12 protein-coding genes are annotated in these 11,391 nt (G+C 47.1%); 4 read left to right on the top strand and 8 right to left on the bottom strand.

Annotated features, from left to right (window positions below; genetic code table 11):
- Positions 1–35 precede the first annotated feature (35 nt).
- The 4 genes from tssO to QFZ48_RS03325 all read right to left on the bottom strand — a co-directional run bounded on the left by tssO (position 36) and on the right by QFZ48_RS03325 (position 3,838).
- Positions 36–560, bottom strand: a complete 525-nt coding sequence (gene tssO, locus QFZ48_RS03310) for a type VI secretion system TssO (RefSeq protein WP_079468772.1) — start codon at positions 558–560, stop codon at positions 36–38.
- Positions 561–723: 163 nt separating this feature from the next.
- Positions 724–1,899 (bottom strand): hypothetical protein, encoded by a 1,176-nt coding sequence (locus tag QFZ48_RS03315; protein WP_370913502.1) that lies wholly within the window; start codon positions 1,897–1,899, stop codon positions 724–726.
- Positions 1,900–1,911: 12 nt separating this feature from the next.
- A complete protein-coding gene (locus tag QFZ48_RS03320; protein WP_429061126.1) occupies positions 1,912–2,766 on the bottom strand; it encodes a TssN family type VI secretion system protein in 855 nt (284 codons plus the stop codon).
- A 109-nt stretch (positions 2,767–2,875) separates the two neighbouring features.
- The gene (locus tag QFZ48_RS03325; RefSeq protein ID WP_429045755.1) at positions 2,876–3,838 is read right to left on the bottom strand and encodes a type VI secretion system baseplate subunit TssG; all 963 of its coding nucleotides are present in this window, start codon (positions 3,836–3,838) and stop codon (positions 2,876–2,878) included.
- A 230-nt stretch (positions 3,839–4,068) separates the two neighbouring features.
- On the opposite strand from QFZ48_RS03325, the gene QFZ48_RS03330 reads away from it, so the two are divergent.
- From QFZ48_RS03330 to QFZ48_RS03345, 4 genes are read left to right on the top strand one after another with little or no spacing between them, the layout of a single operon-like run.
- A complete protein-coding gene (locus QFZ48_RS03330) occupies positions 4,069–4,530 on the top strand; it encodes a hypothetical protein (protein ID WP_429061128.1) in 462 nt (153 codons plus the stop codon).
- Positions 4,424–5,125 (top strand): hypothetical protein, encoded by a 702-nt coding sequence (locus QFZ48_RS03335; protein WP_429061130.1) that lies wholly within the window; start codon positions 4,424–4,426, stop codon positions 5,123–5,125. Before QFZ48_RS03330 ends, QFZ48_RS03335 begins: the two co-directional genes overlap by 107 nt.
- Positions 5,126–5,134: 9 nt before the next feature.
- Positions 5,135–5,566 carry a GPW/gp25 family protein gene (locus tag QFZ48_RS03340; RefSeq protein ID WP_370913506.1) on the top strand — a complete coding sequence of 144 codons (432 nt, stop codon included), beginning with the start codon at positions 5,135–5,137 and terminating at the stop codon, positions 5,564–5,566.
- Between the two features lie 23 nt (positions 5,567–5,589).
- Positions 5,590–7,416, top strand: coding sequence for a hypothetical protein (locus tag QFZ48_RS03345; RefSeq protein ID WP_429061132.1), 1,827 nt, complete (start codon positions 5,590–5,592; stop codon positions 7,414–7,416).
- On the opposite strand, the gene QFZ48_RS03350 is transcribed toward QFZ48_RS03345, so the two are convergent.
- The 4 genes from QFZ48_RS03350 to QFZ48_RS03365 all read right to left on the bottom strand — a co-directional run bounded on the left by QFZ48_RS03350 (position 7,397) and on the right by QFZ48_RS03365 (position 11,378).
- Entirely contained in the window at positions 7,397–8,497 is a 1,101-nt protein-coding gene (locus tag QFZ48_RS03350) for a transglycosylase SLT domain-containing protein (protein WP_429045749.1), read from the bottom strand. The genes QFZ48_RS03345 and QFZ48_RS03350 overlap by 20 nt on opposite strands.
- Before the next feature lie 9 nt (positions 8,498–8,506).
- Entirely contained in the window at positions 8,507–9,406 is a 900-nt protein-coding gene (locus QFZ48_RS03355) for a hypothetical protein (protein ID WP_429045747.1), read from the bottom strand.
- A gap of 116 nt (positions 9,407–9,522) precedes the next feature.
- The gene (locus QFZ48_RS03360; RefSeq protein ID WP_370913510.1) at positions 9,523–10,893 is read right to left on the bottom strand and encodes a DUF5458 family protein; all 1,371 of its coding nucleotides are present in this window, start codon (positions 10,891–10,893) and stop codon (positions 9,523–9,525) included.
- A gap of 38 nt (positions 10,894–10,931) precedes the next feature.
- Positions 10,932–11,378 carry a hypothetical protein gene (locus QFZ48_RS03365; RefSeq protein WP_429045745.1) on the bottom strand — a complete coding sequence of 149 codons (447 nt, stop codon included), beginning with the start codon at positions 11,376–11,378 and terminating at the stop codon, positions 10,932–10,934.
- Positions 11,379–11,391: the final 13 nt, after the last annotated feature.

Genomic DNA, 11,391 nt, shown 5'->3' on the forward strand with positions numbered 1-11,391 from the left:
TTCCAATATTTACCGGATTAATACCCTTCTGAAAGTTAGTGAGCGCGGCTGTTTAGCAACATCATTTGCCGGCAGTTATCGAGGTCCCTGCTCTTGCTTTCCAGTTTCGCATTCAGGTCGGCGACCTGTTCTTTCAGACCTGCAATATTTTGTTGTGCATTTTGCAGTTCGCGGAGCTGCTGTTTGGTTTGTTGCAACGACAAACAGTTCTGCACAATATTATCATACAGCCCGTAATGCGTCACTGCATTTTTTGGAATAGAGTTGCGCATATCCGCCAGGGATGCGGCAATCACCTGATCCATGTAATTGGCGTTCTGGTTAGGAAGGTTAATAGAATCGAGGTTATGTTTTACCTTATCCAGCTTTTGCAGGAACTCTGATTGGAACGCCTGCTCTTCCCTGAATGAAGTCAATTCTTTCCGCAGGGATGCGTTTTCCCTGGCAGGTACCTGGTAATTAAAGAATACAGCCAATACAAATAAGGCGACCGTTATAATGAAAAATAACAGGAACCAAATAAAGGATACATTTCTTTCCTGCCTGTTTAATACTTGCATATTGCGGATCGTTTTTTTTAGGGAAATTATCTTGTTGAATGATCAGTTAAGCGGAATAAATTCCTGTTGAAACATTTAGTGTTATTGCACCTGGTTTGTACGCATCACAAACGTCAGAAGCGTTGGGTAATGGCTGTTATATTGCTGCCATAACCGCATGATACTAGTCGGTAAAGAACCAGCGCTTGGTTTTATGCTTCCGCAGGTATTCCGCGTCTTCCTGTGATTCTTCTTTTACGAAAATATTGCTGTCCTGCTTGCGTCCGATATAATCCAATCTGCTCAGGCTTTCAAACAGTTTATTCACGGCCCTTACAAAAGGAATCATGGGCTGCAGGCACTCTCTTACATCCAGGTGCTTATATTTGATATTGGCGCAGTTGATCATGAGCGTTTCAAGTTCTCCCTGTCGCAGTTCGCACCACTCAGATAAGTAGTTCAGCAGCTCCTCTTTACCTGCGCCGGCACGTTGATCAATAGCGTTTTTCATGGTGCGGGCAAGGCCTGCAATAATTTCCAGCATCTGGGCCGGTGGTTGCTGTAATCCTAACCACCGGAATTGCGTGATCCTGGTGCCGAGATACTGCACCATTCTCTCCGTGATATACAATACGACAAGTGCCAGGTCATTTTGCTGGTTCCTGCCGTAGATCTTTTGCACGATGTGTACGCCGTATAATTCCATTTGCCCCAGGAACTGGTCCAGTTCATGAAAGAGATCTATCAATGCAGGATGTGCGCTGACGATGCTGCAGGGAGGGATATAGTCATCATCCATCTCCGGACGGCCATCGGACACACTGATGCGGCCCAGCACCATCTGGTAGCTGCCTAGCTGGCCGGAAGGCAGCTGCGACGCCGGCGCTACGTATAAACTATATTCCGGTGTGGCATAAGGCAATCTTGGTGGATCTTCATCCAGCAAAGGCTCTCCGCTGGGCTGCCGGTCAAAGGGATTTACCTGTATGATGACGTAATAAGTAGTTTCTGTATGTTGCGGGTCCCAGGTATAAGTTGCTTCGGGGAAGGTAGTAGCATACTTCAGCGAATGCACGGTATGTTCAGGGATCTCAATACGGCCGCCACCGGGAGTTACCGCACGGCATTCGGTTAATTTGATCCGCCACAACTGCTGATTATCGGTCACAAACCAGCAACGCAGCGATTCCTTATTTTCTGCTTTGGGGGGCAACAGTCCATAGTTAAGCGCATGGATACCGCATGCCAATGCATCCCTGATCTGGTCCAGCAAAGCATTTTCCGTATCTATAAAATGCTGCTTTTTTATCTTCATACCATCAACCCAGTTAACGGGAAAATGCTTTAGCGGTTCTGCCATAGTTCTGCTCTTTTACGATAACATAATTCTGTTGCAAATAATCACACTGTTTTCTTTAATGCCATTCATAAACACGGCCTTGTCGGGGTCCAGTGTTTTAGCGCTGCCAAACCAACGTGGTTTCAGGTGGAATACCCATCCATATGGCTGCCCGGTGTGATCCACAAAATCAATCGGGGTATTGGGATAGCGATCATTATAATCATTGATAAAATGATAGAACAGGTCGCCCAGATCCATCTTGATAGGTGTACGTGCCCGGAAATAAGTACGGCTGTTGTCAAGCGGACCTTTTTCCATTTCCAGTCCAATGACAATCAGGTCTTTCATTTCATCCTCATTCACTTCCGGTACCTCTTTATAGATAGGATACTGCCACCACTTGTGTACCTTCACAGGAATGGCCATCATCTTTTCAAAAGTTTTATAAACAAAGGTGGGCAGTACAAAGGAAAACATGCTGGTGAGCATCGGGTAATAAAGAAACGTGTCCTTGTCCAGGAACCGGTTTACCAGTACAAATCCGGCGCCGCCAAATAACCAGATGGCCAGTATGAAAGCCAGTTCAGATACCAGGGTGGTTTCATTGGCCCAAAAGCGGGTATACATAAAGTGGCAATGCACTACGCCTAATCCCAGGAACCACACTTCGTAAAAAAGATATTGGTTCATCAGGTTCTGATGGGTAAACAGGAAGGGAATGGAACTGATTACAGCAAATACCAGCGTCATACACACTAAATACAGCAGTGCTTTCTTTTTATAAAGACTGAAATTTTTGATGTATCTGCTGAGCAGAGCCACTATAAAGGACCCTATTGCCAGGGCGCCGACCAGCATGATATAAAACTTAGCGGTGTATCTCATAGTTCTGTTGGTATGTCAAGGTTTTTCGGGTTTGGGTACTAACATTTCAGTTTTTCAGATGGTCGTTAATAGCAAAAATGATTCCATGTAACCTTCTGCCAGCTGTTTTTCAGAGAAAAAAATTATACCCCATCAGCCCCTGCTCAGGTTGCTTGTCAGACAGGATTACTTTTTTCTCTCCTGAAGACGGCACCAGCAAGGTATTAATTTCCACATCTGCAGGAAACAGGTATCCATAGCAGGTTTCCAGCAGCTTGCCATAAGGTTGCCAGGGCAGGTAATCGTATATCCGTTGGCGTTTTACCGGGCCAATGCTCACCGTTACCACCGGCATGTCCGTATAACACGATGTTCCTACCATAGCGTCTACCCCAAGCATGCATTCGCCCAGGGGAACACTGCTTCCGGTATTAACCATTTGCGGCTGACGTTGCCAGGTAATCGTTACCGTTTCTTCCAGTACCTGTTCCAGGCAAAGCTTCACCAGGGTCATATTGCCTGCTATCCGATGAACATATGGTAACAGTTTTACTAACCTGTTCACGGCAGCATCAGGAAGCCCGGGAGGCAACTCCCAGAATTCATGAAATAACTGGTCTGTGTCCTTTCCGAATACGTCAAACAACAGGTGCTTTTCCCGTTGTTCCAGGTATACACGTTGCAGGAAAAACTCATTTTCCAGGGGTTGAAAAAAGCGGCGTGCCTGCTGTTGCTGTTGCTGCTGCTTTTTATACCGCACCACCATTTCGGCAACGGCATTCTGCCTGGAAGAGGGCTCCTGCTTGAATTCATGAAACATGCCCTGCGGCAGCCGGTCGTAAATACCATCGCGCGAAAGGGAAAAACTAATAAACGGCTGATACGGCTGACTGTCGTCCAGCTTCACCCCGGTAATATCTGTTGCAAAAGAACGGGTAAATACATTTTGCAACTGCACCACTATTTCTTCTTCCCGCACATGATTATCGAGTAATTCCCCCACCACTACTTCGGCTCTGATGTCGTATGGTAAAGCATTGACGTGGTCAATCACTTCTTCCAGCACGGCAGCCTTCTGCGCATTATTTACCATGAGGTTATATTTAGGTTTCTCGGATTCTGCTATTAGCGGCAAACTGTTAGCATAACTATCTTTCGTTTATGGTTCCGGGCTAACAACTCAGTAACAAAAATAGCGGTTTGATTTTATTATTATGAATATTACGGCTTAAATTTTGAACCGGGAAAAAATTTTTTCTACGGCCATTATCTTTGGCAATTTATCTAAAAAAAACACTAAAATTGTAAAAACCTGAAAAACCGATGGCCCCCCGTAAACCCGAAAATGAACGCAAGGTAAATTCATTCAGACCCTTTGGAAAAATTGCCAGTCATGTTGACCCCATGGTGCTGTGGACCTTCCTGGGCCTGTTCCTCATAAGCATAGTACTGCTGGCTTTCCAACTCGATGGCCGGGAAGATTGCAGTAATACAGATATAAAACTCAGTCATATTCAGAATAGTAACAGTAAAGCATACGCCGTTGGAGAAGTGATTACTTTTAATGCCGAAAACGCTGATAAAAAAAATGCAGACTATTCCCTGGGAGTTCGGCGACTCCAGCGCCAGGGCCACTGGCAGGCAGGTATACCACTCTTTCAACAAGGCCGGCAGCTATATGATCACACTCACTTCCGGCAAATGCACCTGGCGGAAAGAAGTACTGGTGATCATGAACACACCGGCAGCAGCCAACAGTCAGCCCGATATCTTCCCCGTTATTGATGGCCCCGCTGAAGCATTTGCAGGCAGGCCGGTGACCTTCACCAACTCCACGCCAACCGCCAAAAACTGGACCTGGCGGCTGTTGCAGGATAATGCGGAACCACATGGCGGTTCATCTGTTACATATACCTTCTCTTCCCCTGGTGAAAGAACCCTGTCGCTGATCATCAACGGCGACAGCAGCCATATGGTGCTAAAACATATCACGGTATTCCCTGCAAGGGCCCCCGAACACCAGGAGCAGCCGGAACCGGCCTTTAACCCGGCGCCACTGCCTGCACCAACACCGGAGGTACCGGTAAAGAAAGAAGAGCCACGACCCACCATCTCCGATGATGAATTTAAATACATGCTCACCCAGGTGACCCTGAAACAAAAAACGGCGTCCGATTTTGCGCAATACCTCTGCAATAATCTTAATGCAAGGGTGGTGCTCAATACCAGCGATGTGGATAACTTCACGCATTTCTGTCAGCGGATCTATGGCAAGAAGAAATTCAAGATCGAAAGAGTAAACCTGGCAAAAGACGAGAAAGGATGCGTAAAGGAAATTCTCATCATGTACGACCGCAAAAAAGTGCTGGGCATATTTTAAGCTGATATCATGAAAGGAAAATATTATCAATTACCCATCGATTTTTCACTGCTGCTGCAGAAAAAAGACATGCCGGCCATTTCGCTGGAAGACTCTATCGCGCAGCATATTCACCTGCTCATCACTACCGTACTGGGCGAAAACAAGGATGATGCCCAATATGGCTGCCAGTGGTGGGACAGCGACTTTGACATCAAAGCTTCCAATAACGAAGTAAAGGAGCAGATAGAAAATGCGGTTAAAGCATCCATTACCCGGTATGAAAAAAGGATTTCCCAAATAAGGGTAGTGGCCGCTGTAAACCAGGAAGAATTGTTGCTGCCATCTACCCGTAAAATGAAAAAGAAAATCCGGGTGACCGTTTCAGGAAACGTTACCAAAAACAATCATCCGTTTCAGTACAGCAGCTTCTTTTATATCAGCCCGTTGTCGTACGATTGATTACTTGTTTATTAACCGCTCTCATGAAAGAAAAAAAAGAAAGAATAAAAGACCGCATGCTGAAAACAGCTGCACGGCTCTGGGGATACCCGGATGCTGAAGTGGAAACTTCGTTTGACCCGGTAGTGCAGCTGCTGCTGGAAGCATGCGCCAGTGAGCTGGAGAAAATTTCAGGAGAAGTGGATGTTTCACACGCCCGGCTGGTGGAACGTCTGGCGCAGATCATGATGCCGGAACCCATTACCAGCAGCCAGCCGGCCTATGGCATTCTCCATGCCATTGCCACAGAACCGGTAGCCGATATTCATGCCGATCACCAGTTTTATCATCATACCAAATCAGGCATGCATAACCGCGACCTGTTCTTTGCGCCGGTGACCAGTCACCGCCTGTTCCGCGGACAGGTGCAATACATGGTTATTGGCAACAAGCTGTATGAAACCCGCGATCACTGGTTCAAGGAGCAGATATTACAGGGGCAAACATTCCCTGATATGGCCCCGAATCATTTATGGATAGGCATTTCACTCGAAGATGTACCGCACTCCTGGGAAGGTATGTCCTTCTTCTTTGACCTGCGTAATATCCATCAGCAGGAAATGTTTTATCATTATCTCCCGCTGGCAAAAGTATTTAGCGGCAACCGGGAGCTGATGATAAAAGGAGGCTATCACCATAGCAGGACTGTAGCTGAAGAAGAAAGAGATAATATGATCCAGGTAGCAGTAAATAACAACTCCCGTTATAGCCAGCATATCCTGCAACGTTTCCGCCGCCACTTCCTTACCATCACGGATACGCAGCCACCCCTCGCTTCCCGCACACCGGAAGCCCTCACCAGGATTTTCGGGCAAGATACCGCCCGCTTAAATAAAAAAGTACACTGGTTGCGCATCGAGTTTCCCGAAGCGCTGCATCACACCCTGCTGGAAGACCTGTATTGCAGCATTAACTGCTTCCCGGTTATCAACAAAAAAAATAACGAGCAGTCTATGAAACTGAATCGTTATCTGAATATCATTCCCCTGCAAACACCAGATATTTTTTTTGATATCAAACGTGTTTACGACCTCGAAGGAACCGATTACTATGTGCGTAACTTCTCTACAGCCGGACAAATGCAGGAAGGCGAACTGGTGATCCGCAGCAGTGGCATCGGGCGTTTTGATACCCGCGAAGCCAAAGAAGTGATCGCTTATCTCGTGGAAGTAATCCGCGACGAAAGCTCTTTATTCGAAGAAGTAAAAAATGATTTTGTTACCAACCGCATGAGGGAACTGCATCAGTTGATTGCCTCACTGGAAGAACAGCTGCAACCCGGCAACAACAAAGGAAATATTCCTTATGTGATGGTAAAGCCCAAAGAAAATGCAGAATATATTTTCCTGGAATTTTACTCAACGAACGGCACCGCTGCTAATAATATCCGCATGGGTACGCGAATGCTGGAATATGGCAGTATCAACACCCGCCCCAACAGCATCACACTGCTGAGTAATACCCAGGGAGGAAAAGACAGGCTGAATATCGATGAGAAAATTAACCTGTACCGGTCCCATTTATTGTCGCATAACCGTGTGGTTACCCCCGAAGATATCAAAGCGCTTTGCCGTACTATTTTTGGAAAGGAAATGAAATCGGCCGCTGTTGTTAAGGGGATGGCCCTGCAACCCGGTATGAATGCGGGTTACAGCCGTACGCTGGATATCCGTATTTCATTGCTCCATCAAACCGAACGTTATCCCGCCGCCAATTTGCAATACATGAAAGAGGAATTGCTTTTGCAACTGGAAGAAAAATCCAGCAATACGTTCCCGTTCCGCGTGTTTATTAATGAAGTGTTGATGTAAGTGCATCAACCGGTGCGGGTAATGCAGAAATAGCGCTCCGGTTATCGGTTCTTCCACGCAACTGCACATCTCCGCCGGTTTTCAGCAAATCGGCGGGCACTCCTTTTTTACCATCTGCGGCGTATAATACCACTGCATTCTCAAAACCAAGGTCCACGTAAATCCGGCTACCCACCACCCAGCCTTTGCCGGAGAGGCTTGCATTTTTACGGATATACACGCCATTTGCCTGCAGGTCGTCCAGCAACTGAATGCTCACCAACTGGCCGTCTTCAAAGGCGTTGCTGATTTTCAGCCGCGCAGCATATATCATCATTGCCGGCCGGCTAACCGGCTGTTTACCTACAGAGATACGGATGGAATTAAAATCTTTGTCGCCCGCTTTGCTTACCGGTGCAGGAGTAGAGAAAACGGAACCATTGGCGGAGTTTTTACTGAACACATTGTATCCAAAACCTGGCAGGTATAATTCGGGGCTTTCAAAAAGCTGTTTTATAGCGATGATCTTGTAGATATACTGGGCGGTTTCGTTATTCAGCAGTAGCTGGTAGTAATCACTGCTCCCCTGGCGTTTTATGTTCCGGGAGATGTTACCCGAACCGGCGTTATAGGCTGCTGCGGCCAATGTCCAGGAGTTCAGCTGCTGGTGCAACAGCCGTATCAGTTTACAGGCCGCATGGGTAGCCTTGATAAGATGATTCCTTTCATCGTAGCCCCCGCTCACAGTTAGTCCAAGTTCAGCAGCAGTGCCGGGCATTATCTGCCACACGCCTTGTGCGCCCACCGGTGAGGTAGCATTGCTTAAACCGCTTTCCACAATAGGCAGGTATTTGAAATCCAGCGGCACCTGATATTGTTGCAGGATGGGTTCTATTATCGGGAAATATTGCTCCGCCTTCAACCGGAGTGCCGGCAGATAGCCCTGATAGCGCAGGTTGCGTTTAATAACATCCATGAGGCGGTACGAAACAAAATCCCTTTCCATTGGCACCACCTCCCCGCAGAAATCCACCTGCTGCGCCGTGGTATAACCCGGCAACAGCATCAGCAGTATTCCTATCAGAACAACCTGTTTCTTCATTTGGTTTCTCTATTGCTTCGCCAGCATGTACCGGGGGAATACAGTTACCGGCACATACAATACCAGTTGTTGTTTTCCTTCGGTTGTTTGCAGCACAATGATCACTTCATCCTCTTTCCGGAATTGCTTGGAGGGAACCACAAATACTTCATTGGCCTCTTCTTTTGGCGCTATGGTTTCCGGTCCTTTTTTATAAAGGATGGGCATCGCATGCAGCAGGGCGGTATCTTTCTTTTCCTTGTGCAACAGGCTTGCCTTCACTATTTCGAAAGGTACCTTTCCTTTATTGCGGATACGGAAACAAAAGTAGTTCATGTTGTTCAGTGTCATGGCCTGCGCATATCCTACGCTCACGTCTTCCACCTTCACTTCATACTGGCGGTTTACTTTACGGTCTTTCCCGAAGTCCTCCGCTATTTTACCTACTGTTACCGTATCAACACTGATCAGGTGTCCGGTTTCTTCCGGAACTTCTGCCAGGGAAATTTGCCCGTCCCTTTCGCCATAGCCGGCGCGGGGCGCCTGCGGTGTTGCTTCCGGAGTAGTAAATGCGCCTGTTGTTTTGGCTTTACCGGATAGTGTGTATTTCAGGCGGGCCAGGTCCACTTTATCGCGGAAGGCAATAATCATGTAATGAATGTTTTCTCCTTCCCTCACTATCAGGTTGGTAGGCCGGGGAGTGGGAGTTATCGGGCGCAGAAAAACCATGTTACCATCCACAATGCGGTAATCGTAGTCGGTGTTTTTCCCGTCGCCGATCTGAAAGGTACTGATAGGCGCACCGGATGTGATCAGCGTCACTGCCCCTTTGGTGGTCAGAATACTATCTGTGACCGTTTGGGCACTTACCGTTGACAAGGCGCCTGTGATTAACAAACAAAGCAGCAAACTGCACAGCACATGTTTCATCTTTTCAATTGGCTTTAATGCTTATGATATTTTATATACGGGGTTAAAGCAATCAGCTCCGGGATGGAAGGTTACTCCCACATACGCATTTAAGCCCCAAAGCTGACCGCTGACGGCTATTTACCATCCTGTTCGTAAGTAGTATCCCAATCTGCCGCATCATCGCCCCTTTGCCCCTCCATTTTGATCAGGAAGTTTTTGGCAGGGAAATATGGCTTCAGATGAATATCCAGGTGGATACGGTCTTTCTGTACCGGATCCTGCTCGAAACGGCGGATATTAAAATCTTCGATCAGCTTGTCCGGCCCGGTGATCCCATCAAGGAAGCGGATGATCTGTTTCATCAGGTCCTTGCGGGTGTTGGCGTTAAAGTTCTCGAAGGCCCTGCGGTTCAGGAAGTCCATCAGCACTTTGGTAACAAAGTCGAACACACGCACTACGGAATAAGTTTGCAGGCCCAGGTTATCCCCGTTGAACAGTGTTTTCGCACTGAATGCCATTACTTTTCCGTATTCTTTCACCATCGGTACCAGTCCCATTTTTTCCAGGCTGGCGATTTCACTTTTCTTCAGTTCAAATTTCACCCCGTCTACTTCGTTCATACCACCGAATTTCTTACCGGCGGTAACCTGCGACATCAGGGTTTTATAGATCTTACCTGCCAGTGCGCCGGAAGGTGGTACATACAAGTGATCCTGTTCTCCTACTTCATCAAATTTTCCACGGCCAACCAGCCAGTTGCAGGACATGATTACATTGGAACGATGAATTTCTCCACCGGTCAGATTCGCCAGTTCAAACATCTCCATTACATCATCCGGTGCATCGAGATGCGCGAAATCGGTTACCAGCATGGCTTTGTTTTCATGCGCGATCTTTGCCCATTTTTCTATTACCTTATTGGAGCCCAGGTAACCGGGAATCACCAGCAGGCTGTAGTTGGTACGAAGATCCAGTCGATCGTAGTTATTCACCAGTTCTGTACTGATGGCGTCAATGAACCGGGTGTTATCCAGGTCTTTGAGCTGCTCCAGTTCCACATTGATGAACGACACATTCTTTACTTTATCAGACTCTGTGTTCTTGAAGAAGAGTGCCACATTGCGGTACGACTGTTCCAGTTCACGGGTAGACTCTACTGCTTCCCCGAGATTAGTGGACAGCACCTTTTCCGCTTGCTCTGCATGGGAAGTACAGTAGTCCACCATTTCAGGCAGTTCGTTTGTTTCGGACAATACTTTTTCCCAGAGCGACAGTATCTTCTTTAATTTATCTCTTTCTGTTTTTTTGCCGGCTTCTGTCAAAAAGATATTGCGGCGCGCCTTACGATCGGGGTTCAGGTTTTGCGCACCTTCCACCGCTGCTTCCAGCAGGTCGAAGCCACCATATTTTGCCAGATCTTCAATACTTCCGGCGAGGTTTACTTCAGATTGCTGTGAAGACAGGTTCTCATTCTGCAGTTCCTGGTTTTTCTGTAATTCTGCCATAATCATTGAGGTTATGTTCCCGTATAGGCAACGGTTAATTATTTGGTATTAAGGTCTTTCATCATTCCACGAATGGCGTTCAGCATGGCTTTACGGGCGTCCGGATCCGCCAGGGCTGACTTCAGGATCTTATTCGTTTTCAGCTGCTTCATAATTTTCAGGTACTGCTCCTTTTCGGTAGCCAGGTCGTTGAGAAACGCGCTTTGCGCCGTGATACCTTTTATGCCAAAATCGCCCAGGTGGTGGAATTGTAATTTTTCCGGTACAGGGCGGCCTTCTGCATCATGGAAACTTACATTCACTGCCGGCTTGAAGTGTTCAAACACACTTTCTACGGAAGTAAGCCCTTCCACTATTTCGGGTTTAACAGGCGCCTGCTGGGTTAACTTTTCAGCAAACAAGGTACGGTTATGCGAGATTTCCGCGATGGCTTCGTTGGCGTCCAGCTTCACTTCTGTGCCGCCAATTCCGTAGTTGTCATTCATTTGAGATAAATTT

The sequence above is a fragment of the Chitinophaga sp. W2I13 genome (assembly GCF_050434005.1).
In the GTDB taxonomy this organism is placed as follows: domain Bacteria; phylum Bacteroidota; class Bacteroidia; order Chitinophagales; family Chitinophagaceae; genus Chitinophaga.

Bases quoted from the DNA above. Each gene is read 5' to 3' on its own strand.
- QFZ48_RS03335 (WP_429061130.1), top strand. From the start codon at position 4,424: ATGATCACACTCACTTCCGGCAAATGCACCTGGCGGAAAGAAGTACTG.
- QFZ48_RS03365 (WP_429045745.1), bottom strand. From the start codon at position 11,378: ATGAATGACAACTACGGAATTGGCGGCACAGAAGTGAAGCTGGACGCC.
- QFZ48_RS03320 (WP_429061126.1), bottom strand. From the start codon at position 2,766: ATGAGATACACCGCTAAGTTTTATATCATGCTGGTCGGCGCCCTGGCA.
- QFZ48_RS03330 (WP_429061128.1), top strand. From the start codon at position 4,069: ATGGCCCCCCGTAAACCCGAAAATGAACGCAAGGTAAATTCATTCAGA.
- tssO (WP_079468772.1), bottom strand. From the start codon at position 560: ATGCAAGTATTAAACAGGCAGGAAAGAAATGTATCCTTTATTTGGTTC.
- QFZ48_RS03340 (WP_370913506.1), top strand. From the start codon at position 5,135: ATGAAAGGAAAATATTATCAATTACCCATCGATTTTTCACTGCTGCTG.
- QFZ48_RS03315 (WP_370913502.1), bottom strand. From the start codon at position 1,899: ATGGCAGAACCGCTAAAGCATTTTCCCGTTAACTGGGTTGATGGTATG.
- QFZ48_RS03325 (WP_429045755.1), bottom strand. From the start codon at position 3,838: ATGGTAAATAATGCGCAGAAGGCTGCCGTGCTGGAAGAAGTGATTGAC.
- QFZ48_RS03360 (WP_370913510.1), bottom strand. From the start codon at position 10,893: ATGGCAGAATTACAGAAAAACCAGGAACTGCAGAATGAGAACCTGTCT.
- QFZ48_RS03355 (WP_429045747.1), bottom strand. From the start codon at position 9,406: ATGAAACATGTGCTGTGCAGTTTGCTGCTTTGTTTGTTAATCACAGGC.
- QFZ48_RS03350 (WP_429045749.1), bottom strand. From the start codon at position 8,497: ATGAAGAAACAGGTTGTTCTGATAGGAATACTGCTGATGCTGTTGCCG.
- QFZ48_RS03345 (WP_429061132.1), top strand. From the start codon at position 5,590: ATGAAAGAAAAAAAAGAAAGAATAAAAGACCGCATGCTGAAAACAGCT.